The 24642-nt window shown below is 71.6% G+C and carries 23 protein-coding genes; 13 read left to right on the plus strand and 10 right to left on the minus strand.

The window, feature by feature from the left end; all coding sequences use genetic code 11:
• Positions 1-9 precede the first annotated feature (9 nt).
• Positions 10-2016, plus strand: a complete 2007-nt coding sequence (locus AB0B57_RS08900; RefSeq protein WP_357066905.1) for a protein meaA — start codon at positions 10-12, stop codon at positions 2014-2016.
• A gap of 15 nt (positions 2017-2031) precedes the next feature.
• Here AB0B57_RS08900 and AB0B57_RS08905 read toward each other — a convergent pair whose 3' ends face one another.
• Positions 2032-2328: a DUF1540 domain-containing protein gene (locus AB0B57_RS08905; RefSeq protein ID WP_357066907.1), complete on the minus strand. Its 297-nt coding sequence runs from the start codon at positions 2326-2328 to the stop codon at positions 2032-2034.
• Positions 2329-2491: 163 nt separating this feature from the next.
• Positions 2492-3109 (minus strand): DUF4126 domain-containing protein, encoded by a 618-nt coding sequence (locus AB0B57_RS08910; protein ID WP_357066909.1) that lies wholly within the window; start codon positions 3107-3109, stop codon positions 2492-2494.
• A 71-nt stretch (positions 3110-3180) separates the two neighbouring features.
• Between AB0B57_RS08910 and nucS the strand changes: the two genes are divergently transcribed.
• Complete coding sequence (nucS, locus tag AB0B57_RS08915) at positions 3181-3840, plus strand: endonuclease NucS (RefSeq protein WP_357066911.1); 660 nt, start codon at positions 3181-3183, stop codon at positions 3838-3840.
• Positions 3841-3845: 5 nt separating this feature from the next.
• Here nucS and AB0B57_RS08920 read toward each other — a convergent pair whose 3' ends face one another.
• Together AB0B57_RS08920 and AB0B57_RS08925 are read right to left on the minus strand one after the other, a co-directional pair.
• Positions 3846-4505 (minus strand): class I SAM-dependent methyltransferase, encoded by a 660-nt coding sequence (locus tag AB0B57_RS08920; RefSeq protein ID WP_357066913.1) that lies wholly within the window; start codon positions 4503-4505, stop codon positions 3846-3848.
• Between the two features lie 79 nt (positions 4506-4584).
• The gene (locus AB0B57_RS08925; protein ID WP_357066915.1) at positions 4585-6081 is read right to left on the minus strand and encodes an aldehyde dehydrogenase family protein; all 1497 of its coding nucleotides are present in this window, start codon (positions 6079-6081) and stop codon (positions 4585-4587) included.
• A gap of 306 nt (positions 6082-6387) precedes the next feature.
• On the opposite strand from AB0B57_RS08925, the gene AB0B57_RS08930 reads away from it, so the two are divergent.
• From AB0B57_RS08930 to AB0B57_RS08960, 7 genes are all read left to right on the plus strand, one after another.
• On the plus strand, positions 6388-6753 hold the full coding sequence (locus AB0B57_RS08930) for an FHA domain-containing protein (protein WP_357066917.1): 366 nt from the start codon (positions 6388-6390) through the stop codon (positions 6751-6753).
• A gap of 84 nt (positions 6754-6837) precedes the next feature.
• Positions 6838-7911 carry an alpha/beta hydrolase gene (locus AB0B57_RS08935; RefSeq protein ID WP_357066919.1) on the plus strand — a complete coding sequence of 358 codons (1074 nt, stop codon included), beginning with the start codon at positions 6838-6840 and terminating at the stop codon, positions 7909-7911.
• 151 nt (positions 7912-8062) lie between these two features.
• Complete coding sequence (locus tag AB0B57_RS08940) at positions 8063-9853, plus strand: 3-hydroxybutyryl-CoA dehydrogenase (protein ID WP_357066921.1); 1791 nt, start codon at positions 8063-8065, stop codon at positions 9851-9853.
• 40 nt (positions 9854-9893) lie between these two features.
• Positions 9894-10388 carry a SigE family RNA polymerase sigma factor gene (locus AB0B57_RS08945; RefSeq protein ID WP_357066923.1) on the plus strand — a complete coding sequence of 165 codons (495 nt, stop codon included), beginning with the start codon at positions 9894-9896 and terminating at the stop codon, positions 10386-10388.
• Positions 10385-11446, plus strand: coding sequence for a hypothetical protein (locus AB0B57_RS08950; RefSeq protein WP_357066925.1), 1062 nt, complete (start codon positions 10385-10387; stop codon positions 11444-11446). The genes AB0B57_RS08945 and AB0B57_RS08950 overlap by 4 nt, the downstream gene beginning before the upstream one ends.
• A 37-nt stretch (positions 11447-11483) precedes the next feature.
• Positions 11484-11813, plus strand: a complete 330-nt coding sequence (locus AB0B57_RS08955; RefSeq protein WP_357066927.1) for a hypothetical protein — start codon at positions 11484-11486, stop codon at positions 11811-11813.
• 135 nt (positions 11814-11948) lie between these two features.
• On the plus strand, positions 11949-12758 hold the full coding sequence (locus AB0B57_RS08960; RefSeq protein ID WP_357066929.1) for an alpha/beta hydrolase: 810 nt from the start codon (positions 11949-11951) through the stop codon (positions 12756-12758).
• Positions 12759-12761: 3 nt separating this feature from the next.
• On the opposite strand, the gene AB0B57_RS08965 is transcribed toward AB0B57_RS08960, so the two are convergent.
• Both AB0B57_RS08965 and AB0B57_RS08970 read right to left on the minus strand, forming a co-directional pair.
• Positions 12762-13955, minus strand: a complete 1194-nt coding sequence (locus tag AB0B57_RS08965) for an AI-2E family transporter (RefSeq protein WP_357066931.1) — start codon at positions 13953-13955, stop codon at positions 12762-12764.
• A gap of 56 nt (positions 13956-14011) precedes the next feature.
• Positions 14012-14257, minus strand: a complete 246-nt coding sequence (locus tag AB0B57_RS08970) for a Scr1 family TA system antitoxin-like transcriptional regulator (RefSeq protein ID WP_357066933.1) — start codon at positions 14255-14257, stop codon at positions 14012-14014.
• A 102-nt stretch (positions 14258-14359) separates the two neighbouring features.
• Here AB0B57_RS08970 and AB0B57_RS08975 point away from each other — a divergent pair, with 102 nt between their 5' ends.
• Positions 14360-15334: a hypothetical protein gene (locus tag AB0B57_RS08975; RefSeq protein ID WP_357066935.1), complete on the plus strand. Its 975-nt coding sequence runs from the start codon at positions 14360-14362 to the stop codon at positions 15332-15334.
• Between the two features lie 85 nt (positions 15335-15419).
• On the opposite strand, the gene AB0B57_RS08980 is transcribed toward AB0B57_RS08975, so the two are convergent.
• The 4 genes from AB0B57_RS08980 to mce form a co-directional block, all read right to left on the minus strand.
• Positions 15420-17546: a hypothetical protein gene (locus AB0B57_RS08980; RefSeq protein ID WP_357066937.1), complete on the minus strand. Its 2127-nt coding sequence runs from the start codon at positions 17544-17546 to the stop codon at positions 15420-15422.
• 177 nt (positions 17547-17723) lie between these two features.
• Positions 17724-18986 carry a DivIVA domain-containing protein gene (locus AB0B57_RS08985; protein WP_357066939.1) on the minus strand — a complete coding sequence of 421 codons (1263 nt, stop codon included), beginning with the start codon at positions 18984-18986 and terminating at the stop codon, positions 17724-17726.
• Positions 18987-19322: 336 nt separating this feature from the next.
• Positions 19323-20678 (minus strand): crotonyl-CoA carboxylase/reductase, encoded by a 1356-nt coding sequence (gene ccrA, locus AB0B57_RS08990; RefSeq protein ID WP_357067220.1) that lies wholly within the window; start codon positions 20676-20678, stop codon positions 19323-19325.
• Positions 20679-21055: 377 nt separating this feature from the next.
• Positions 21056-21532, minus strand: a complete 477-nt coding sequence (mce, locus tag AB0B57_RS08995; RefSeq protein ID WP_357066941.1) for a methylmalonyl-CoA epimerase — start codon at positions 21530-21532, stop codon at positions 21056-21058.
• 62 nt (positions 21533-21594) lie between these two features.
• Between mce and AB0B57_RS09000 the strand changes: the two genes are divergently transcribed.
• The 3 genes from AB0B57_RS09000 (at position 21595) to AB0B57_RS09010 (ending at position 24640) form a co-directional block, all read left to right on the plus strand.
• Positions 21595-22794, plus strand: coding sequence for an acetyl-CoA C-acetyltransferase (locus AB0B57_RS09000; protein WP_357066943.1), 1200 nt, complete (start codon positions 21595-21597; stop codon positions 22792-22794).
• 124 nt (positions 22795-22918) lie between these two features.
• Complete coding sequence (meaB, locus tag AB0B57_RS09005) at positions 22919-23854, plus strand: methylmalonyl Co-A mutase-associated GTPase MeaB (RefSeq protein ID WP_357067222.1); 936 nt, start codon at positions 22919-22921, stop codon at positions 23852-23854.
• 366 nt (positions 23855-24220) lie between these two features.
• A complete protein-coding gene (locus AB0B57_RS09010) occupies positions 24221-24640 on the plus strand; it encodes an Asp23/Gls24 family envelope stress response protein (protein ID WP_357066945.1) in 420 nt (139 codons plus the stop codon).
• Positions 24641-24642 lie beyond the last annotated feature (2 nt).

Genomic DNA, 24642 nt, shown 5'->3' on the forward strand with positions numbered 1-24642 from the left:
ACTCCGGCCATGGATGAGACGGCATATTCGGGGCGGCTGCCCGAGCGGGACCGCCCGTGGGTGATGCGCACCTACGCCGGCCACTCGTCGGCCACCGCGACCAACGCCCTCTTCCGCCGCAACCTGGCGAAGGGGCAGACCGGCCTCTCGGTCGCCTTCGACCTGCCCACCCAGACCGGGTACGACCCGGACCACGAGTTGGCCGCCGGTGAGGTCGGTCGGGTCGGCGTGCCAGTGGCCCACCTCGGCGACATGCGGGCGCTCTTCGACGGTCTCCCGCTCGCCGACATGAACACCTCGATGACCATCAACGCCCCGGCGATGTGGATGCTCGCCCTGTACGGCACCGTGGGGCGGGAACAGGGCGCCGACCTGGCCCGCTGCGCCGGCACCACGCAGAACGACATCGTCAAGGAGTATCTGTCCCGGGGGACGTACATTTTCCCGCCAGCGGCGTCGCTGCGGCTGACCGCCGACGTGGTGGCGTACGCGCTGCGGGAGATGCCCCGGTGGAACCCGGTCAACATCTGCTCGTACCACCTCCAGGAGGCCGGCGCGACGCCCGTGCAGGAGGTCGGGTTCGCGCTGGCCACCGCGGTCGCCGTGCTCGACGCGGTCCGCGACTCCGGTCAGGTCCCGGCCGAGCGGATGGGCGACGTGGTGCAGCGGGTGTCGTTCTTCGTCAACGCCGGGGTGCGCTTCGTCGAGGAGATCGCCAAGATGCGCGCGTTCGGCGTGCTCTGGGACGAGATCACCCGGGACCGGTACGCGGTCACCGAGGCCAGACAACGGCGGTTCCGCTACGGCGTGCAGGTCAACTCGCTGGGCCTCACCGAGGCGCAGCCGGAGAACAACATCCAGCGCATCGTGCTGGAGATGCTCGGGGTGACGATGTCCCGCGACGCGCGGGCCCGCGCCGTGCAACTGCCCGCCTGGAACGAGGCGCTCGGCCTGCCCCGCCCGTGGGACCAGCAGTGGTCGCTGCGGATGCAGCAGGTGCTGGCGTACGAGTCGGACCTGCTCGAATACCCCGACCTCTTCGCCGGCTCGCACGTGATGACCGCGCTTGTCGACGAGATCGTCACCGGGGCGCGGGTCGAGCTGGACAAGGTGTTGGAGTCGGGCGGCGTGGTCGCCGCCGTGGAGTCCGGCTACCTCAAGAGCGCGTTGGTCGCCTCGCTGGCCGAGCGCCGCCGTCGGATGGAGTCCGGGGCCGACGTGGTCGTCGGGGTCAACAGGTACGCCGAGACCGAGCCCTCCCCGCTGACCGCCGCCGGCGCGCAGGCCGTCGAGCGGGTGGACCCCGCGGTCGAGGCGGCCGCCGCTGCCGGCGTACACCGGTGGCGTGCCGACCGGGACGCGGACGCCGTCGACGCGGCCCTGACCCGGCTCCGCGCGGACGCCGCGACCACCGCCAATCTGATGCCCGCCACCCTGGAGTGCGTGCGGGTCGGGGTGACCACCGGCGAGTGGGCCGGGGCGCTGCGGCAGGTCTTCGGCGAGTACCGGGCGCCGACCGGCCTGGCCGGTGCCGCCGGCAGCGGTGGCGACCCGGGCCTGGCCGCCGTCCGCGGGCGGGTCACCGCCACCGCTCGGGAGTTGGGCAGCGGCCGGCTGCGGCTGCTGGTCGGCAAGCCCGGGCTGGACGGGCACTCCAACGGCGCGGAGCAGATCGCGGTACGCGCCCGCGACGCCGGTTTCGAGGTCGTCTACCAGGGCATCCGGCTGACCGCGGGGCAGATCGTCGCCGCCGCCGTCGAGGAGGACGTCGACCTGGTCGGGCTGTCCGTGCTCTCCGGATCGCACCTGGCCGCCGTGCCCGCCGTGCTGGACGGGCTGCGCGCCGCCGGCCGGGCCGACCTGCCGGTGGTCGTGGGCGGCATCATCCCCGCCGGTGACGCCGACACCCTGCGGGCGGCCGGGGTGGCCCGGGTGTTCACCCCGAAGGACTTCGCCCTCACCGGCATCATCGACGACCTGGTGACTGTCATCCGACGCGCCAACGACCTGGCCTGACCCCGCTGTGGGTGGTCAGCGGCCGGCGTAGGTCATGCAGTCGGCCAGGTCGTTGTCCGGGCCGACCCTGATCGAGGACGCGTGGCACTCCAACTGCTCGTTGTGCCGGCAGTCGGACCGCTGGCAGGCGCCCACCTGGGCGGTCAGGCCGTCCACGCCACCGCGGATGGGCGACTCGACGAAGGTGTGGCAGTGCGCGTGGTCCATGCTGCCGATCGTGATCGCGAAGGCGTGACAGTCACCCGACTGGTTGTACGCGCACGCGGCGACCACACACTCCTGGACCCGGGGCATCTCCAACGCTGCGGTCATGCCAACCTCCTCTAGGTCTTTGCCCCGATCCTAGGCTTTTGTCGAGTCGGCCATCCCTCGATTCACCTGCCCGCCGGCCAGGGTGATCGACTCGGGTTTCCGGAAGGCGGGGTGTCCCGCCGCGGGGATGGCCCGGTTTGCAGGAACCCGAGTCGATCGAGCGTCAGACGCGGAAGCCGGCGGCGCGGGCCGCCTCGCGTTCCCGGCGGCGCTCGGAGCGCCGTCGGAGGAACCAGTAGACGAAGACCACCAGGCCGAGCAGGAACGCCAGCACCAGCACCGGCAGGATGATCGCCACCAGGGAGACCACCACGCTGGTGGCGTCCTCGGCGGTGCTGGCCACCGGCGCACCGAACCCGGCGGTGGTGGCGTTGATGACCGGACGGGCCGCGGACTTGAGCAGGTGCACGCCCAGGGCCAGCAGCACGCCGGTGGCGACCGGCACCCACTGGTGGGACGAGAAGAAACTCCCCGGGTCGCTGACCGTCACCGTCTCCGACGAGGAGCCGGCGCCGAAGGCCAGGCCGCCGGCGGTGGGTCGGACCACGGTCTGCACCACGTCGTTGACGTGGTCGACCACCGGCACCTTGTCGGCCACCATCTCCACGGCGAGCAACACGGCCAGGATGACGATGACCCAGCCGTTGCCGAGCCAGGTCCAGCCGCTGGGAAGGTCGATCAGGTCGGTGTAGCGACCGAGCAGACCGAGGGCGAGCAGGGGAATGTAGGCGTTCAACCCCGCTGAGGCGGCGAGGCCGGTGCCGGTGAGGACTTCGAACACGAACTCAGCATCGCATCGACGCGCCAGTGCCGCTCGGTGGCGACCGGTGGGTCCTCGGCTACCCTCGTCGGGTGCGGTTGGTCATTGCGAAGTGCTCGGTGGACTACGTCGGACGGCTCTCGGCTCACCTGCCGCCGGCCACCCGGTTGCTGATGGTGAAGGCGGACGGGTCGGTGTCGATCCATGCCGACGACCGGGCCTACAAGCCGTTGAACTGGATGAGCCCGCCCTGTCGGCTGGAGGAGGCGCCCGGCGTGTGGCGGGTGGTCAACAAGGCCGGCGAGGAGCTGCGGATCACCCTGGAGGAGATCTTCCAGGACACCTCGTACGAGCTGGGTGTGGACCCGGGCCTGCGCAAGGACGGGGTGGAGGCGCACCTACAGGAGTTGTTGGCCGCCAACCCGAGCGCGTTGGGTGAGGGGTTCACGCTGGTCCGCCGCGAGTACATGACGGCGATCGGCCCGGTCGACCTGTTGTGCCGGGACGCCAACGCCGGCGCGGTCGCCGTCGAGGTCAAGCGGCGGGGCGACATCGACGGCGTGGAGCAGTTGACCCGCTACCTCGAGTTGATGAACCGTGACCCGCTGCTCAGCCCGGTGGCCGGGGTCTTCGCCGCCCAGGAGATCAAGCCGCAGGCCCGGGTGCTCGCCGCCGATCGGGGCATCCGGTGCGTGGTCGTGAACTACGACCGGCTGCGGGGCATCGAGAAGGACGAGCTGACGCTCTTCTGATCGGCTCACCCGCCGTTACGCACCGCGATCAACGACTTGGGCAGGCCGAACGCCCGCTCGACCAGCATCGTCGAGTCGGGGAAGTAGTGGCGCATCTGCGAACGGTCCAGTAGCTCGGTCCAGAGCACCTGGTGGATGGCCGCGTCGTGGCTGCGGGTCGGCTTGTGCCCCAACGGCCAACGTCGGGCCAGCGCGGTGCGCAGTCGCACCGGCAGGAACTGCATCCCGGGCGCGATCCAGTGTGGCTCGATGGGGAAGTAGCGGTAGGGCGTCTGCACCCAGTGCCGGTCGGCCATCGCCCGGGCGGCGGCGGAGAAGCGCAGCCGGCGCTCGTGCCCGCCCACATGCTCCAGCACCGAGTTGGAGAAGACCAGGTCGTAGCCGCCCTTGACGATGCGCGGGGGCAGGTCGCAGGCGTCGGCCTGCTCGACGTGGGCCCAGTCCGGCACGGCGGCGGGCGGCTGCTCCAGGTTGACGACTGTCACCCGGGCCGGCCGGACGGTCGCGCGGTGCCAGGTGCCGAGCCGGCCACCGAGATCGACCACGTGCATGTCGCCGATCTCGGGGAAGGTGCGCGCCAGCCAGTCCGAGCGGTGCTGGCGCCGCCGCGCACTCCACGACTGCTCGCTGTCGACAAGGCGGTAGCGCAATCGATTGGGGCCCATTTAACGCAATGTACCGCCGCAGACACCGCCTATAAACATGTGGATACGCTGATCTTCGCCGAGATCGGTTATCCGACACTCATCTCCCGTACATCACCTTGATGGCCTTGACGAGTCGTGCCACGTCGGTCGGGGTGCGTTCGAAGGTCATCGACGGCAACAGCGATCGGGCCCGACGCCGGGTGACCGCCTTGGCCCGGCCGAACTCGCGCAGCCCGTCCTCCCCGTGGATCCGCCCGAAGCCGGAGTCGCCGACCCCGCCGAACGGCAGGGTGGACATGCCGGCGAAGGTCAGTGAAGAGTTGATCGAGGCCATTCCGGAGCGCAGCCGCCGCGCGATGGACACCGCGCGGCGCCGGCCGAAGACCGAACCTCCCAGGCCGTACGGCAGGGCGTTGGCGCGGGTGACGGCCTCGTCGGCGTCGCGGACCCGGCTGATGGTCAGCGTGGGGCCGAAGGTCTCCTCGCGGACGGCGGCCGAATCCTCCGGGACGTCCACCAGCACGGTCGGGTGGACGTACGGCGGCTGCACCGCGCTCGGACCGCCGAGCACGGCGCGCCCGCCCGAGGTGATCGCGGCGTCGATGTGCCGGCGGATCACGTCGATCTGCCGGGGCATGGTGATCGGGCCGATGTCGGTGCCCTCCGGGCCGACGGTCAGCCGGCCGGCGCGGGTGACCACCTTGTCGACGAAGGCGTCGAAGACCGAGTCGACGGCGTAGACCCGCTCGATGCCGATGCAGGTCTGGCCCGCGTTGGTCATGCCGCCCCAGACGCACGCCTCGGCGGCGGCGTCCAGGTCGGCGTCGCTGTCGACGATCATGGCGTCCTTGCCGCCGCCCTCGATCAGCACCGGGGTCAACGTCTCGGCGCAGGCGGCCATCACCCTGCGGGCGGTGGCGGTCGAGCCGGTGAAGGCCAGCTTGTCGACCCCGGAGTGGCACAGCGCGGCGCCCACGTCGCCCAGCCCGTGCACGGCGGCGAACACCGGCTGCTCGGGCACCACCTCGGCGAAGCTGTCCACCAGCCACTGGCCGGCGGCGGGCGTGTACTCGCTCGGCTTGAGCACCACACCGTTGCCGGCGGCCAGCGCGTACGCGGCGGAACCGATCGGTGTGAAGACCGGGTAGTTCCACGGGCCGATCACGCCGACCACGCCGTACGGCTGGTATTCGAGGTGCGCGGAGAACTCGGCGAGGATGAGCCGGGACCGCACCCGGCGCGGGCCGAGCACGCGGTTGGCGTTGCGGGCGGCCCAGTCGATGTGCTCGATCGCGGTGACGACCTCGACGATGGCGTCGGCGATCGGCTTGCCACCCTCGACGTGCACCAGCTCGGCCAGCTCCTCGATGCGTGTGGCCAGCAGGGCACGCCACCGCAGCATCCGTTCGCGGCGGTCGGCGAAGCCGAGCCCGGCCCACCATCCGCCGGCGACGCGGGCGCCCTCGACGGCCCGCCGCACGTCGGCCTCGGTCGCGACCGGGAAGCGGCCGGCCTCGGCGCCGGTGGCCGGGCTGGTGGAGACCAGTCGACCCGCCTCGATGATCGGAAGACCCGGGACATGCACAGCCGTCATGGCGGAAGTCTAGACCCGAGGATTACTCACTGGTAGGTCCGGATCGTAACCGGCCGACCCGGCGTCGTGCCGTTTCGCCTGATCGTTTGTCAGTGCAGGTCAGGCCATCGATGACGAACGCGGTCCGGCCGAATCGTCGAACGGCGGGTGGCCGGGAGGTGACGAGGAGCTGACCGGCCGGTCGGTGTCGATGATTACCGTCTGGTGGCAGGCTGACGCGCGGAGTGACGGTGTGGGGTGGAGGGCTGACTGTCCATGGAGGAACTTCCAGAACTTATGCCGCTGTTGACGGTGGCGGGTGGGCCGATGCGCGGGGCGAGCTTCCGACTTCGAGTCGAACCGCAGGTGGTCGGCCGGGCGCCGACCGGTCACGTCGTCATCAGCGACCCGCATCTGAGCCGCCGCCACGCGGAGGTGTGGCTGGCCCCGGAGGGCCCGTCGCTGCGGGACCTTGGCTCGACCAACGGCACCTGGCTCAACGACCGTCGGATCACCGAGGTGGAACGGCTCTGCGACGGTGACGTGATCCGACTCGGCCGTACCGAGCTGCGCCTGTTCGACCCGGGGGTGGCACACACCGACCCGGTGGGGCTCAGCTTCGGGCCGTCCCGGCGGGACGTCCGGCCGACCCTTCCGCTGCCGTTGGCCACGCCGCCCGGCGCCCGGCGCTGACCGGCGACCCGGGTGCGGCCCACACCTGGGCCGCACCCGGGGTGGCTGCTCGGCACCTGGACCGGCACCGGCGGGCGTGGCAGCATGCCGCGGATGGAAACCGAGCAACGGATCGTGACGGCGAACGGCATCACCCAGGCGGTCCGGGTGGCCGGCCCGCCAAACGGCACCCCGGTGCTACTGATCCACGGCAACTGCTCGTCCGCGCTGTTCTGGGAGCCGCTGGTCCGTCGGCTGCCGCCGACGCTGCGGGTGGTCGCCCCCGACCTGCGGGGGTACGGCGACTCCGCGACGGCCCCGGTGGACGCCACTCGCGGCCTGCGGGACTTCTCCGACGACGTGGCCGCGCTGCTGGACGACCCGACGCTCTTCGGCGCCGGCGACACCCGCCCGGTGGTGGTCGGGCACTCCCTCGGTGGGGGAGTGGCGATGCGACTGCTCGTCGACAATCCACACCGGGTGGGCGCGCTCCTGCTCGCGGCACCGGTCTCCCCGTACGGCTTCGGTGGCACCCGCGACCTGACCGGCACGCCGACCACCCCCGACTTCGCCGGCACCGGCGCCGGCACGGCAAATCCGGACTTCGTCGCCCTGCTCGCCGCCGGCGACCGGAGCGCGGACACTCCGGCCAGCCCGCGCGCCGTCCTGCGAGCCACCTATGTGGCCGATCCCGCCGCGCTGGGCGCCGACGAGGACCTGCTGCTGGACACCGTGCTCTCCACCGCCACCGGCGACGACAGCTACCCGGGCACGGCGGAGCCGTCGGAGAACTGGCCGGGCACCGCGCCGGGCACGCGCGGGGTGCTCAACGCCCTCGCGCCGACCCACTTCCGGCTCGCCGACGAGCTGGTGGCCGTCGCCGAGAAGCCTCCGATCACCTGGGTACGCGGCGACGCCGACGTCATCGTCTCGGACACCTCACTGTTCGACCTGGCGTACCTGGGTTCGTTGGGTCTCGTGCCCGGCTGGCCCGGCGAGGAGGTCTGCCCGCCGCAGCCGATGATCGGCCAGACCCGGTCGGTGCTGGAGCGGTACGCGGCGGCCGGCGGCGCGTACCACGAGGTGGTGTTGCCCGGTTGCGGGCACAGCCCGCACCTGGAGCGCCCGGCGGAGTTCGTGGCGGAGCTGCTGGCCCTGACCACCGGTCCCGCCGCCTAGGGTCCGTGTCGTGTCGCCGGCGGTGAGACGTCACGTCGCCGGCGGTGAAATAGGCCACGGCGTCGCGACAACCAATCGTCACGTGGCAGACTCGCGCGCATAGCCTTAGCGGCCGTTCAGGGGCCGTGCGGAGTGTCTGGGGAGGCCGGTCGTGGCGCGCGAGTTCAGCACCGTGGGTGTGGTGGGGCTGGGCACCATGGGTGCCGGCATCGTCGAGGTCTTCGCCCGCAACGGTGTCGACGTGGTGGCGGTGGAGATCTCCGAGCCGGCGCTGGAGCGTGGCCGAGCCACCCTGACCCGCTCCACCGACCGGGCGGTCGCCAAGGGCAAGCTCGCCGTGGCCGACCGAGACGCCCTGCACGAGCGGGTGCACTTCGCGGTTGGGCTGGACGCGCTGCACTCCGTCGACCTGGTCATCGAGGCGGTGCCCGAGCACCTGGACCTCAAGCAGCGGATCTTCGCGGAGTTGGACCGGGTCTGCCGGCCGGAGGCCATCCTCGCCACCAACACCTCGTCGCTGAGCGTCACCGAGATCTCGGTGGCCACCACCCGGCCCAACCAGGTGATCGGGATCCACTTCTTCAACCCCGCGCCGGTGATGAAGCTGGTCGAGGTGGTCCGCACGGTCGTCACCGCACCCGAGGTGGTCGCCGATGTCGAGGCGCTCTGCGCCCGCCTCGGCAAGGTCGACGTCACCATCAACGACCGGGCCGGCTTCATCGCCAACGCGCTGCTCTTCGGCTACCTCAACCACGCGGTCGCCATGGTCGAGTCGCACTACGCCGCCCGGGAGGACATCGACGCCGCGATGAAGCTCGGCTGCGGCCTGCCGATGGGCCCGCTCGCGTTGATGGACCTGATCGGCCTGGACACCGCGTACGAGATCCTGGACACCATGTACCGGCGCGGCGGGCGGGACCGCCGGCACGCCCCGGTGCCGCTGCTCAAGCAGATGGTGACCGCGGGACTGCTCGGCCGGAAGTCCGGTCGGGGTTTCTACACCTACGAGCGGCCCGGCTCGCCGGTGGTCGTACCGGACGAGGCGACGCCGCTGGCCACGGACGCGGCGGCCGCCGACGGGGCGCGCGCGATCGCCAAGGTTGGCGTGGTCGGTTCCGGGACGATGGCCACCGGGATCGTCGAGGTCTTCGCGAGGGCCGGCTACGAGGTCGTGTCGGTGGCCCGTGGCCTGGAGAAGTCCGCGACGCTCCGCGAGGCGGTGCAGACCTCGCTGCACAAGGGCGTGGTGCGCGGCAAGCTCGCCGAGGCCGACCGGGACGCCGCGCTCGGCCGGATCAGCTGGTCGGCCACGCTCGACCACCTCGCCGACGTCGACCTGATGGTCGAGGCGGTCGTCGAGGAGTTGAGCGTGAAGCAGGCGCTCTTCGCGAGCCTCGACGAGATCTGCAAGCCGGGCGTGGTGTTGGCCACCACCACCTCCTCGCTGCCGGTGATCGACGTGGCGATGGCCAGCCACCGACCGGCCGACGTGGTGGGGCTGCACTTCTTCAACCCGGCCCCGGTCATGCCCCTGGTCGAGGTGGTCCGCACGATCCGCACCTCCCCGGAGGCCACCGCCACCGCCCGCGCCGTCTGCGCCACGCTCGGCAAGACCGGCGTGGTCTGCGCGGACCGGTCCGGGTTCATCGTCAACGCGCTGCTCTTCCCCTACCTCAACGACGCGGTGAAGATGCTGGAGGCCAGCTACTCGACGGCCGACGACATCGACCACGCCATGAAGCTGGGCTGCGGCTACCCGATGGGCCCGTTCGAGCTGCTCGACGTGGTCGGGCTGGACGTCGCGCTGGCGATCCAGCGCGAGCTGTACCTGGAGTTGCGCGAGCCGGGCTTCGCGCCCGCGCCGCTGCTGGAGCATCTGGTCACCGCCGGCTACCTGGGTCGCAAGGCCCGTCGCGGTTTCCGCGACCACTCGCACCACTGAGCGGGTAAACGCCACGAGGCGCCCAGGGCGTCTGCAGGGTGTGACCTTCGAGGAGTACGTCAGCAGCCGGGGACCGGCGCTGGTCCGGCTCGCCCGGCTGCTGACCGGTGACGAGCACCGGGCCGAGGACCTCACCCAGGAGGTGCTGTCCCAGGCGTACGTGCAGTGGCGCAGGATCGTCCGCGCCGACCGGCCCGACGTGTACGTGCGTCGCATGCTTGTCAACGCCAACAACTCCTGGTGGCGCCGTCGATCGAGCCGTGAGCTGGTCGTCGAGTCCTTCGCCGAGCGGGCGCACCGTGGCGACCTCGGCGGCGAGGCGGCCGACCGCGACGAGATGTGGCGGCTGATCCTCGGCCTGCCCGACCGTCAGCGGGCGGTGCTGGTGCTGCGCTACTACGAGGACCTCGACGACCAGACCATCGCCCAGATCCTGGACTGCTCACCGGTCACCGTCCGCACCCACGCGATGCGGGCGCTCGCCAACCTCCGGGAGCGCTGCGGTGCCCCGGCCACGAACGGGAGCCGACCGTGACAGACCTCGACCAGCGGATCGACCAGACGCTGCGCGAGCGCGCCGAGGGCACTGTGGACACCGACCGGCTGCTGGCCGTCGCGGTGTCCCGTGGCCGGGCCCGGATCCGCCGCCGACGCACCACCGCCGCCTCGGTGCTGGGGGTGGTGGCCGTGCTCGGCGCGGGCGTGGCCCTCGGCCCGGTGAGTCTCTCCGGCTCCGGCCTGGACGTCGTCATTCCAGGGCTGGGCCCGCCGACTGACGCGGTGCAGGCCGTGACGCCGCCCCGGCTCGACGGCGTGCCGGGTGCGGCCGCCCGACCCGACCTGGTCGGCACGGACCCGAACGTGCTGCACTTCGGGTTCGCCCCGGACGGGCCCCGATATCTCTCCTGGTCGGTGCAGAGCGGCGTGGAGCTGGCGCGGCTCGACGTCGGCGGACGCACCGTCACCGTGGAGCTGGCCGCCTCCGCGGACGCCCTGCCCATGCGCGCCCAGGGCCTGCCGGCCCTGGTCCCGGAGCTGGTCAAGGACGGCGTCTACGACGGGTCGGTGTCGCACGCCGAGGGGCCCTACGGCGTGCTGGCGTGGCTGCGACACTGGCAACCCGCCCCCGGGGTGTACGCCCGGGCCAGCGGCAGCGGGCCGGACGAGCGGGACCTGTTCGACGTGGCCGCCGCGCTGCGGCTCGACCAGGCGCACCGTTGCGGTGGCCCGCTGCGGCTCACCACGCTGCCGGCGGGCACACGGCTCACGAGGTGCGAGGTGACCGTGGCACCGTTCCCGGCGGCGTTCGGCGTGCAGATGATGGTCTCCGGGAGCACCCCGGGCGCGATCCAGGTCGAGTTGCAGTACGCCATCGGCATCGCCGGGACCCGCACCGAGGGGAACCGGACTGTCGGCGGCAAACCGGCCCATATCGATACCCAGGTCGGAGAACTTGAGCTGCTCGGCTTTCCCAGGGCCCACCTGACCGCCAACTTCGGCTGGCCGGCACAGGGGTACGACGAGGAGGACGCGGCCACGGTGCTGGGCGGGGCGCAGGTCAGCGAGCCACTGGACGAGCCCGCGTCCTGGTGACCGGCCGGGCCGCCGCACCAGACGGACCGTACGCTTGGTGACTGTGAGCCCCCGTCGCAATCGCCCTCGCCGGGACGAGAACGCCAACCTGGACGCCGACCGGGTCCGGCAGGGTGTCGCCTCGGTGCAGCAGTGGTCCGACGGTGCCTGGCAGGTACGCGGGATCGGCGCCGGGGCGTCCGTCAAGACGTACCGCTGCCCCGGCTGTAACCAGGAGATCCCACCCGGAGTGGCGCACCTGGTGGCCTGGCCGGCCGACGGCCTGGGTGACCTGACCGACCGGCGGCACTGGCACAGTGGCTGCTGGCGAGCCCGGGACCGGCGCGGGCCGGCGGTGCAACGCGGCCGGGGCACCCCCCGCTACTGAGCGGCTCAGCCGGGGGCCTTCACGGCCACGGCCTGGCGGTCCGGCCGGGGTGTCGCACGGCGCGGCTTAGCGACCTGGATCACGCTGTTTGTGCCTGGGCGGGCGGCGGCGCTGACTTCGCGACAGACTTGGGCGGTGAGCACAGCGATTCGCGCGTCGTCGATCCTGCCCGGCCGCCGGGAGGACATCGAGCTGCACACCGCCGACGGTCTGCGGCTGGTCGGTGAGCTGGCCCTGCCGGCCGACCGGCCGCCGGTGGCCACCCTGGTCTGCCTGCATCCGCTGCCCACCCACGGCGGAATGATGGACAGCCACGTCTTCCGTAAGGCGGCCTGGCGGCTGCCCGCCCTCGCCGACCTGGCCGTGCTGCGGTTCAACACCCGGGGCACCAGCAGCCTGCGCGGCACCAGCGAGGGAGCGTTCGACGGCGCGGTGGGGGAGCGGTACGACGTGGCCGCCGCCATCGAGTACGCGGAGTTCGCCGAGCTGCCCAACATCTGGCTCGTCGGGTGGTCGTTCGGCACCGACCTGACCCTGAGGTACGGCTGCGACCCGGCGATCGCCGGGGCCATCCTGCTCTCCCCTCCGCTGCGCTTCTCGACACCTGCGGACCTGGCCACCTGGGCCACCTCGGGTCGGCCGCTGACGGCGCTGGTGCCGGAGTTCGACGACTACCTGCGTCCGGCCGAGGCGCGGGAGCGGTTCGCCGCGGTGCCGCAGGCCGAGGTGGTCGGTGTGCCGGGCGCCAAGCACCTCTGGGTGGGCGACGCGGAGACGGTGCTCGACGAGATCGTCCGGCGGGTCAACCCGGCCGTCGAGGTGCCGCTGCCAACGACCTGGGACGGCCCGATGGAGTCCGGCGACGTCAGCGCGTACGCCGACCGGACGGTGGCCTCGTTCGCCGACACGCCCGTCCCCGGCCCCGCCGCCGGCAAGGCCGACTGACGCTCAGCGGGTCTCCTGGCGGGGCAGCACCACCTCGCGCAGGATCAGTTGCAGCGCGGCCACCGTGGGGATGGCGATCAGCGCGCCCACCACGCCCAGCAGCGCCACCCCGAGCAGCGCGGCCAGCAGGGCGGCCACCTCGTTGACCTCCACCGAGCGCCGCATCACCTTCGGGTAGATCAGGTAGTTCTCCACCTGCTGGTAGATGAGGAAGAAAACCGCGCAGGCGATGCCGGCCCGCAGGTCGGTGGCGAAGCCGACCAGACTCACGATCACCGCGCCGAGGGTGGCGCCGATCTGCGGGATCAGGTCGGTCACCGCGACCACCACGGCGAGTGCGAACGGGTACGGCAGATCGACGATCAGCGCGAAGACGAAGGTGGTCGCGCCGGCCAGCACCGCGATGCTCAACGCGCCGACCATGTACGCCCCGACCTTGGCCAGGATCTCGTCGCCGATCAGCTGCACCCGCTCCCGCCGCGACCGAGGCACCAACGAGTAGCCCAGGGAGCGCAGCTTGTTGAAGTAGGCCAGGAAGTAGATCGTCAGCACCAGCACGGTCAGCGTCCGGAACACCGTGCCGAAGATCAGTTGAGCGCCGCCCAACACCCCGCCGAGCGCCCGGCCGACGGTGTCCGCGTTCGCCGCGCCCTGCACGCGCTCCACCACGTCGTACCGTTCCATCAGGTCATTGACCGTCGGACTGCGCCGCAACTCCGCGAGCAGGCTCGGGATCTGGTCGATGAACTGCCCCGACTGCGTCACGATCGGCGGGACCAGCGCCCACACGCCGCCGCAGAGCAGCAGCACCACGGTGAGCGCGACCGCCGCCACCGCCAGGCCGTGCGGCAGGCCCCAGCGGCGTAGCCGGACCACCGCCGGGTTGAGGCCGACCGCCAGGAAGAGCGCGATCACCACCAGCACCAGGATGCCGCCGGCATTGCGAATCCCCAGATAGAGGGTGTACGCCAGCAGCACGCCCAGCCCACCGGTGAAGCCGATCAGGAAACTGTTGCGGCGCAGCGGGCGCCCCGGCGTGCCGAACCTGCCGGACGGGACCGCGGGTGCCTCATCCGGGTCGGTGCCCGGAGCGGGGACCGGTACCGGCGGTGGTGTCTCCGCCGAGGGCGGCGTCTCCGCTGGCAGGGGACCGGGAGTCAGGTCCGGGTTGTCGCCGGACGGGTCGTGCTGCGGCACCAGGGACCTCCCGGCTCAGAGGGTGGGACGGCGGGACGTGCGCCAGCGTGCACCGGTCAGGTCCATGGGGTCACAACTTCCTTCAGCAGTTCGGTCGACTGGCGGCGGGACAACGCACCGTTTCTGATCATCGCCCAGCGCGCCAGCAGCGTAGCCACCTCATGGTCGCCATCGACCATGAGGCCGTCAATCCGGTGCTCCATGTGCCCCACCCAACCACCGCCGCCACCTCGGGCCAGATCGAACGGTCCGGAAAGACTGACGTACAGGATCGGCCACCCCGCCGCGCGGACGCCGAACACCCCGCACCGACCCGCAGATCTTGGACAGTTTCCGTTACTGCCTAACGGGAACTGTCCAAGATCTGGTGGTGGGGTGACGTCCCGGCGGTGAAAGCTGTTCGGATGCTTCCCGCCGACGACGCCGACGCACTCGACTGGCTCGCCTTCGAGCAGGCCGGCGTGCTGACGACCGCGCAGGTCTCCAGCCTGCTCAGCGAGGGGACGGTGCGTGGGCGGATCCGCTCCGGCCGGTGGCGATCGATCTGTCGCGGGATTCTGCTGACTGGCAACGGTCGCCTGAGCCACGACCAGCAACTGTGGGTCGCGGTGCTCGCAGCCGGGCCAGGTGCGATGCTGGCTGGGGAAACCGCTGCCACCGAAGCCGGGGTACGAGGTCTGCGCCGTGAGCCACTGCACGTGCTGGTGCCAGCCGCCCGCCGTGCCGCGCGGACCTCGCTGCGTCGCCTCCCGATCGACATGCCCGCGGTGCTGGTGCATCGCACGTCGGTGCTGCCGGACTCGCACCGGCAACTCGCCCGTCCTCCGCGCACCACGACGGCCAGAGCTCTCGTCGACGCGGCGGGATGGGCGGTTGGTGCGGAGGAGGCGCAGCGGGTGCTGGCGGCCGGTTGTCAGCAGCGGCGGGTGCTGCCCGAGGAGTTGCAGGCGGTGCTCGACGTGCTCCCCCGAGCGCCCCGCCGGCACCTGATCCAACAGACCGTCGATGACATCGCCGGCGGTGCGCAGGCGCTCTCCGAGATCGACTTCCTGCGTCTCTGCCGCCGGCATCGGCTGCCCGTACCCGATCTTCAACAACATCGGGTCGACGCGGCGGGCCGCAACCGCTGGCTGGACGCGTACTGGCGGCAATGGCGGGTGCAGGTCGAGATCGACGGCGCGCACCACCTGGACGTCCGGCAATGGGCGGACGACATGCGTCGGCAGAACGACGTCTGGACCAGCGGCGACCGGATCCTGCGCTTTCCGGCCTGGCTGGTCCGGGCCCGCCCCGACGAGGTCGCCGACACCGTCCGACGGGCCCTCGTCGCAGCCGGCTGGGCCTCCACCCAACCCCAGCCTCACTCGACGCACACATAGATCTTGGACAGTTTCCGTTCTCGCGGAACGGAAACTGTCCAAGATCTCGATACTCGTGCGGGGAACGCGGCTGGCGGCGTACCCGTCAGTCCTTCTCGATGGTGACCTTGCTGGGCTTGGCGCTGCGCTCGTCGGTGGTCGGCTTGCTGGGTCGCTTGCCGTTCTCACCGGTGCTGGTGATCTTGGTCGGCTTGGCGCCCCGGCCGCCCTCGCCCGGAACGGCGGCCACGGTCGGCTCCCCGTCCACCCCGGCGCTGGCCGCGCCTCCGTCGACGGTGGTCACCGGCTCGGCCACCGGCCGGGTCGTGGACTGCCCCTCGGCTGCGGCGTTCACCGGCTGCCGGGTGTCGGCGGGCTCGGTCTTGCGGCCGTTGTCCGCACCCGATCCGGGCGACGTGCCGTCGTCGGTGGTCGCCGTGCCGGAGACGGTCGTGCCCTCGGCACCATTGTCGGCCGCGCTCCTGCTCACCCCATCGCCAGCGGTCGGGCCGTCGATCGGGCCGGCGACGCTCTGCAACCGCACCTCGGCCATCTGCCGCTGGAGTTCGTCGGACTCCTGTCGGGACTTCCAGGTCTCCTGCCGCAGGTCGGCGAGTTGCTGCTGGGCCTGGGCGATCTCCAACATCACCTGGGCCAACTGCTGCCGGCCCGCCGCCGACTCTTGCTGGGTGGCCGCCAGGTGCTGCTGGGTGGTGGCCAGGTGCTGCTGCGTCGTGGCCGCGTACTCCTCGAACTGCCGACGCGACGCCGCGACATGCTCGTCGGCCTTGCGGCGCTTGTCGCCGGCCTCGGTCTCGGCCCGGCTCAGCAGCTCGGCGGCCTCCGCCTCGGACCGCTGGCGGAGCGCCGCCGCGTCCTGCTCGGCGGCCTGGCGAACCCCGGCCGCGCCCTGCTCGATCTCGTTCTTACGGGTGGAGTACTCGGTCTCCAGCAGGTCCCGGCGGCTCGTGTACTCGGTTTCCAGCTCGTTCTTGCGGCTCGTGTACTCGGTTTCCAACTCGTCGCGGCGGGTGGTGAAACCCGCCTCCAGCTCCTGCTGACGGCTGGCGAACCCGGTCTCCAGCTCCTGCTGGCGGGACTCGTGCTGCCGGTCCAGCTCGTCGCGGCGCTTGGCGAACTCCTGCTCGGCAGTGGACCGTCGCTGCGCCAACTCCCGGTCGGCCGCCTCGCGACGCGAGTTGACCTCCTGCTCCACGCCGGCCCGCCACGCGCCCAGCTCCTGCTGGGTCTGCGCACGGGTCTGCTGCACGTACGCCTCGGTCTCCGCGCGCATCCGCTGCACGTACGCCTCGGTCTCGGCGCGGCTGCGCTTGGCCGCCTCGGAGGCCTGCGTGGTCAGCCGCTCCGCCTCCTGCTGCGCCTTGGCGCGGGTGGCCCGACCCGCCATCGACGCGTCGTCGATGATCTGCTTGGCCTCCTGCTGCGCCTTGGCGTGCGTGGCCCGACCGGCCTCGGTCGCGGTGTCGGTGAGCCGCTTGGCCTCCTGGAGGGCCTTGGCGTGCACCTCCTTGGCGGCGTCGCGCAGGTCGCTGGCCTCCTGCCGGGCGTTGGCCAACGTCTCGCGGGCCGACTCGCGCAGCTTGGTCGACTCCTGCTGGGCCCGGGTGTGGATCTCCTTGGCGGTGTCCCGGAGTTGGGTGGCCTCCTGCTGTGCCTTCGCCAGCGCGTCCTGCGCCGCCTTGCGCAACTGCGCCGCCTCGTCCTTGGCGGACCGCAGGGTGGCCTCCGCCTCGGCCCGGCGGGCGGCGCTGTGCCGCTCCTCCTCCGAGCGCCGGGCGGCGAGGGCGATCTCGAAGTCCTTCAGTGCCCGCGCGGACTGCTCGCGGGCCTCCTCGATGATGTGCTCGGCCGCGGCACGACGGGCCTCGATCTCCACGTTCGCGTCGGCCACGATCTTCTCGGCCAGCTCCTCGGACTGCGTGACGATCGAGTCGACAAGCGGACCGAGATGCTTGAACGAGGCCCGGTCGACCACGTTCATCTGCTTGCGCACCTGGGTCAGGTCACGCTGGAGCACCTCGACCTGACCGGCGAGCTTGTGGATCTGTGTATACGCCTGTTCCCGTTCGGACGCGAGGGTCGCGATCTCGTGCTCGGCACGCGCGACATACCGATCAACCTGTTTCTTCTCGTACCCCCGCAGAGCGGACTCGAAGCTGGGCTCCGTCGTCACGTCCCCGCCGAGAGCGAACAGTTCCTCGCCGTGCGACATGCCCCCATCCTCACACGCAACAGGGCCTGCTGGGGCGATACGGACGCGCCTTGTGCGAGCTACTTCACTCCGTTGCGAGCACGGGATACCACGAACTGGGAAACGCATACGGCGCGAGGTTGCACCGGTTACCCGGTGTCACCTCGCGCCGTCGATGCCCCGACCTGACGCCGCGCGTCAGCCGGCGGTTTCCGCCGGCACCCGCTCCTGACCGCCCTCGGTCTTCTTGGCCTCCGGCTTGGCCGCCGGAGCAGCCGCCGCCGGCATCCCCGGCACGATGCCGGCGAGCCCGGAGAGCATCTGGCCCAGCTGCGAGGTGACCGCGTCCTTCTGCCGGGTGAGGTCCTCGACCTCGCGGCGGGCGGCCTGTGTGGTCAGCTCCGCCTCGGTGCGCGCCTCGGTGAGCAGGCGCTGCGACTCGGCCTTGGCCTCGTTGAGCGTCTTCTCGGAGTGCGCCTTGGCCTTGTCGATCGTCTCGGCGGCGTTGCGCTCCGACTCGACCCGGCGGGCCTCGGCGCGCTGCTCGATCTCCTTCGCGCGCTCCTGGGCGGCGCGGGCGCGCTGCTCGGCCTCGCTGACCATCTTCTGGGTCTGCGCGACCTGGGCGGCGTGCCGCTCGGACTCCTCGCGCTCCGCCTTCTCGCGTCGCTCGGCCAGCTGCAGCTCCAGGGCCTGGAGGTCCTTGTCGCGCTTGTCCCGCGCGTCGGTGAGCAGCTTGGTGGCCTCGGCGCGCTTCTCCTCGGCCTCGCGGGCGGCCTTGGCCCGCTGCTGGGTGATCTCCCGCTCGGCGGTGGCCCGGAGGGTGGCCACCTCCCGCTCGACTGTCGACTTCAGCTCGGCGACCTCGTGCGCGGTGACCGTACGCAGCTGCTTGGTCTCGCGGTCGGCGTCGGCGCGCAGCGTGTCAGCCTCGCGGCGGGCCTGCACCCGGACCTCGGCGGCCTCGCGCTCGGCGGCCGTGCGCAGGTTGCCCGCCTCGCGCTCGGCGCTGGCCTTCATGGCCGCGGCCTCGGCACGCGCCTTGTCGGTGATCTCGCGGGCCTCCAGGCGGGCGGCGGAGAGGATGCCCTCCGACTCGCGCTTGGCCTCGTTGCGGTGGTCGTTGGCCTGCTCCTCGGCGAGCCGGAGGATCTGCTCGACGCGGGTGCCGAGCCCGGAGAGAGTGGGCCGGCTGTTCTCTTCGAGCTGCTTGTTCGTGTCGGTGAGCTTCTGCTCCAGCGCACTCATGCGCTGTTCGGCTTGGCGGAGCCGACGCTGGGCGTCGTTCATCCGCTGCTCGGCCTCGGCACGGGCCTGCTCGGACTGGGTCAGCGCGGCGGTCATCCGGCCGAGGAAGTCATCGACCTGGTGAGTGTTGTAACCGCGCAGGCCGACGGTGAAGTCTGGCTGCGAGTTCGCGTTATCGAAGAACGCGAGAGGGGAGGACTGCTGCTGGGGCATTGGGACATACTGGCAGACGCCCCAGGGTGCTTCGCAAGAGCGGTGCGCAGCTTTCGTGGCCTCTTTACATGGTCAACTGCCACCATCGGCGGGGCGGGACCAATCGGCGATCTTGGCAGGTCCCGGGCGGGTCGGACGCCACGCAGCGTGACGTGAAAAAGGGCCCCGAGGCCCTTTGTTCGGTCCGGGCGGGTTTTCCGCTAATGGGAGCGGAAGAACAATGTCCGATCACCGCAATGGTCATCGAGGGCTCACCCGTCCGGCCGGCGGCCGGGCTCAGAGCCCCGGAGGCCGGCGGTGCCGGGCAGTGCCCCCGCAGGCCCGGCACCGCCGCGCTCAGTGCCCCCGGAACCGGTTGATCGCGTCCTCGTGCCGGGCCCGCAACTCCCCGTCGCGTACGCCCAGCCCGTCGCTCGGTGCGAGGCAGCGCACGCCGACCTTGCCCTGGTGGGCGTTGCGGTGCACCTCGTACGCGGCCTGACCGGTCTGCTCCAGGGAGTAGGTGCGGGACACCGTCGGGTGCACCTTGCCGAGCGCGACCAGGCGGTTGGCCTGCCACGCCTCGTGGTAGTTGGCGAAGTGGCTGCCGACGATCCGCTTGAGGTGCATCCAGAGGTAGCGATTGTCGTACTGGTGCTGGAATCCGCTCGTGGAGGCGCAGGTGACGACAGTCCCACCGCGCCGGGCCACGTAGACGCTGGCGCCGAACGTCTCCCGACCCGGGTGTTCGAAGACGATGTCCGGGTCCTCGCCGGCGGTCAGCTCGCGGATCCGCTCGCCGAAACGCTTCCACTCGTCCGGGTCCTGGGTCACCTCGTCCTTCCAGAAGCGGAAACCCTCCGCCGCGCGGTCGATGACCAGGTCCGCGCCCATCCGGCGGCACAGCTCCGCCTTCTCCGGCGAGGAGACGACGCAGACCGGGATCGCTCCGCCGTTGAGTGCCAGCTGGGTGGCGTACCCGCCGAGGCCGCCGGACGCGCCCCAGATGAGCACCACGTCGCCCTGCTTCATGTTGGCCCCGTGGTGCGAGACGAGCTGCCGGTACGCGGTGGAGTTGACCAGTCCCGGGCTGGCCGCCTCCTCCCAGCTCAGGTGACGCGGCTTGGGCATCAGCTGGTTGGCCTTGACCACGGTCAGTTCGGCGAGCCCGCCGAAGTTGGTCTCGAAGCCCCAGATCCGCTGCTGTGGGTCCAGCATGGTGTCGTCGTGCCCGGCGGCGTCCTCCAGCTCGACGGAGAGGCAGTGCGCCACCACCTCGTCGCCGGGTGCCCACCGGGTCACCCCGGGCCCGGTACGCAGCACCACGCCCGCCGCGTCCGAGCCGACCACGTGGTACGGCAGGTCGTGCCGACGGGTCAGCTCGGAGACCCGGCCGTAGCGCCGGAGGAACGTGAAGGTGGGCAGCGGCTCGAAGATGCTGGTCCACACCGTGTTGTAGTTGATCGCGCTCGCCATCACCGCGACCAACGCCTCGCCCGGTGCCAACTCCGGCGTCGGCACCTCCTGCACGTGCAGCGCCTTGCGCGGGTCCTTGTCCCGGGTGGGCATGCCGTCGAACATCCGGGCCTCCTCGGCGCGGACCACGACGCCTCGGTAACTCTCCGGTACGGGCAGCCCGGCGACGCCGGCGAGTTCGCGGTCCGGATCGTTCGACTCCTCCGCCGCCATGATCACATCGAGGATGTCCTGCACGGTGACCTCCGGTTCGTCCGCACCCGCCCGGGCCCGGGTGCTGCCATCGTCGGCGCCGGTGGGCACGACCGCCATGTCGGCATTCGACACATCCAACACCGGTCGTGCTCCGGTGGGGGCGGACGTTACTGAACGGTAGCTAGGCCGGGAAGTCCTCTGTGAAAAACTGCATCCGCCGATGCGTGAAGGTGCCCGGCCACCCCGCCAACCGCGCACTGACGTGCGCCGCGGCCCTCCCGAGTCGCGCGCCGCGCGGGGCGCGGAGGCGACAACTTCGGGGATGTTGCTGCCGCACGGGCGCTGGAGGCAGCGACATCCCCAAAGTTGTGCGGATCTTGCCGACGTCGCGTGGGCCGACGCCGACGCGGCGCCGGGGGTCAGTGGAGGGTGGGGGCGGGTTCGACGAGTTCGACGAGGACGCCGCCGGCGTCCTTGGGGTGGACGAAGTTGATCCGGCTGTCCGCGGTGCCGCGCCGCGGTGCGTCGTAGAGCAGCCGCATCCCACGCGCACGCAGCGCGGCGCAGGCCGCGTCGATGTCCACCACGGTGTACGCGACCTGCTGGACTCCCGGCCCGTTGCGGTCCAGGAACTTGGCGATCGTCGACTCCGGGGTGAGTGGGGCGAGCAGTTGCACGCAGCCGCCCTCGGTGGTCGGCCCGACGGCCAGCATCGCTTCCCGCACGCCCTGCTCGGCGTTGGTCTCGACGTGCACGCAGCGCATGCCGAACGTCCGCTGGTAGAAGTCGATCGCGGCGTCCAGGTCGGCCACGGCGATCCCGACGTGGTCAATCTTGCGAAGCCCGATGTCTGTGACGGAGTCGGCACCGGGCTCGGCGGAGGAGTTCTCAGTCATGGCGCTAGTCTGGCCGAACAATCGTTAAGGCGTACAGCACGGCACCCCCCTCGGAGGCAGGCATGGCTTCGGTGATCGTCAGCGGCGCGCGGACCCCGATGGGGCGGCTGCTGGGCAACCTCAAGGACCTCCCGGCCACGAAGCTCGGCGGGATCGCCATCAAGGCCGCGCTGGAGCGTGCCGGGGTCAGCCCCGACCAGGTCCAGTACGTGATCATGGGGCAGGTGCTGCAGGCCGGCACCGGCCAGATCCCGGCGCGGCAGGCCGCGGTCGAGGCCGGTGTGCCGATGTCCGTGCCGGCGCTGACCATCAACAAGGTCTGCCTCTCCGGTCTGGACGCGATCGCCCTGGCCGACCAGCTGATCCGGGCCGGCGAGTTCGACATCGTCGTGGCCGGCGGCATGGAGTCGATGACGAATGCCCCGCACCTGCTGATGGGCCAGCGCACCGGTTACAAGTACGGCGACGTGGTGGTCAAGGACCACATGGCGCACGACGGGCTCAGCGACGCGTGGGACTGCTGCTCGATGGGCGAGTCCACCGAGCGGCTCGGCACCAGGCTCGGCATCTCCCGCGAGGAGCAGGACGCCTTCGCCGCGGCCAGTCACCAGCGGGCCGCCGTGGCCCAGAAGAACGGCCACTTCGCCGAGGAGATCGCCCCGGTGGTGATCCCGCAGCGCAAGGGCGACCCGCTGGTGATCAGCGAGGACGAGGGCATCCGCCCGGACACCACCGTCGAGTCGCTGGCCAAGCTGCGCCCCGCCTTCGCCAAGGACGGCACCATCACCGCCGGCAGTTCGTCGCCGATCTCCGACGGTGCCGCGGCGGTGTTGGTGATGAGCAAGGCCAAGGCCACGGAGCTGGGGCTGACCTGGCTGGCCGAGATCGGCGCGCACGGCAACGTGGCGGGCCCGGACAACTCCCTGCACTCGCAGCCGTCGAACGCGATCAACCACGCGCTGAAGAAGGGTGGGCTGAGCGTCGCCGACCTGGACCTCATCGAGATCAACGAGGCGTTCGCGCAGGTCGGCGTGCAGTCCAGCCGGGACCTCGGCATCAGCTCGGACCGGGTCAACGTCAACGGCGGCGCCATCGCGCTGGGGCACCCGATCGGCATGTCCGGCGCGCGTCTCGTCCTCACCCTCGCCCTGGAGCTGAAGCGGCGCGGTGGCGGCACCGGCGCGGCGGCCCTCTGCGGTGGCGGTGGCCAGGGCGACGCGCTGATCATCCACGTGCCGGGGAATGCTGCGGTGGGCCAGTGAGCGCGAGGAGTGAGCCGGTTTTGCGAGCCCCGCAGTCGCGAACAAAGATGGTGCGGTGAGCGAGGCGGCCGCGTACGTCCCGTCCGGGGGCACCACGTCGGTGCGCCGCAGTCGGGACGTACCGATGCTTGTCGAGCGGGCCCGCGCGGGTGATCCTCGCGCGGTGGCCCGGCTGATCACCCTCGTGGAGAACGGCGACGCGCTGCTGCCGGAGATCGCCGCCGCGTTGGCGCCGTACGCCGGGCAGGCCCAGGTCGTCGGTCTGACCGGTTCGCCCGGGGTGGGCAAGTCGACCACCACGAACGAGTTGGTCCGCGCGCTGCGGGCGCAGGGGCATCGGGTCGGCGTGTTGGCGGTGGACCCGTCCAGTCCGTTCACCGGTGGAGCGATCCTCGGCGACCGGGTGCGGATGCAGGACCATGCCACTGATCCGGGCGTCTACATCCGGTCCATGTCCAGCCGGGGTCACCTCGGCGGGTTGGCCGCGGCGACGCCGCAGGCGGTCCGGGTGCTGGAGGGCGCCGGCTGCGACGTGGTGCTGGTGGAGACCGTGGGCGTCGGGCAGGCCGAGGTGGAGGTCGCCTCACTGGCCGACACCACGCTGGTGTTGCTCGCCCCCGGCATGGGTGACGCGATCCAGGCGGTCAAGGCCGGCATCCTGGAGATCGCCGACGTGTTCGTGGTCAACAAGGCCGACCGGGACGGCGTCGACGCCACCGTCCGTGACATCCAGGGCATGATCGCCCTCGGCGAGCGTGGCCCGGGGCAGTGGCGGCCGCAGGTGGTCCGCGCGGTCGCCGCGCGCGGCGAGGGCATCGACGAGATCGCGGCGGCGATCGACAAGCACCGGGGCTGGCTGGTCGAGCACGGCGAGCTGCGCCGCCGCCAGGAGGCGCGGGCCGCCGCCGAGGTCGAGGCGATCGCGCTCGGCACCCTGCGCGCCCGGATCGGCTCCCTGCGCGACGGTACGGAGCTGAGCACGCTCGCCACCAGGGTCGCCGAGGGTGCGATCGACCCGTACACGGCGGCGGACGAGTTGCTCGCCCAGCTCGCCCGCTGACCTGGCGACGCGGCGGGGCCGACGCCGACGATCGGCGGTGGCCCTGTGTGGTACCCGAAGTGGCCCTCGTCGATGCCGCTCCGGCCGTCCTCGATTACGTACCGATCTGCGCAGCAAGACGGACCTCACCCGCGGAGGGCAGGAATCCGCTGTGGACCGCCCAGTCGTCGGCCTGAACGGCCCGCGGACCGCCAGCGTGCGACCCGTGCCGGTAGGCCGTGGCGGCACTGCGCTTCGGTTGCCCGGAAGCGAAAGCGGCTCCGTTTTTAGTAGGCTCGCGGCGCGTGGCCACCGCACGGCCGGCCACGCGAGTGGGCTGACGAATCGGTCGGTCCACAACGCACCGGGACCAGGGGAGATGTGATCATGACGGACGCGGTGGAGAACGCCGGCGCAGCGCAGCCCGCGACGGGCGCGACCCGGGGTGTCACGTCGGTTTCCGACGAGGTCGTGGAGAAGATCGCCGGGGCTGCCGCTCGTTCGGTGCCCGGTGTCGCCGATCTTGGTGGTGACGTGGCCCGGTTCTTCAACAGCGTGCTGGACAAGGTCGGCCTGGACGAGGTGGGCGACGCTCGCCGGGGTGTCTCGGCCGACGTGAAGGGCAGTTCGGCAGTCATCAACGTGGTCCTGGTGATCGACGCCGGTCACGTCGTGGCCGACGTGACCGAGGCGGTGCGGGCCACGGTGATCGAGGCGGTGGAGAAGTACGGTCTGACGGTCACCCAGGTCAACGTCACGGTGGACGACATCGAGCTGAACCAGCCGGGAGTGGCAGCCGGAGCCTGAGG

The organism is Micromonospora sp. NPDC049101 (genome assembly GCF_040648675.1).
Taxonomy (GTDB): Bacteria; Actinomycetota; Actinomycetes; order Mycobacteriales; family Micromonosporaceae; genus Micromonospora.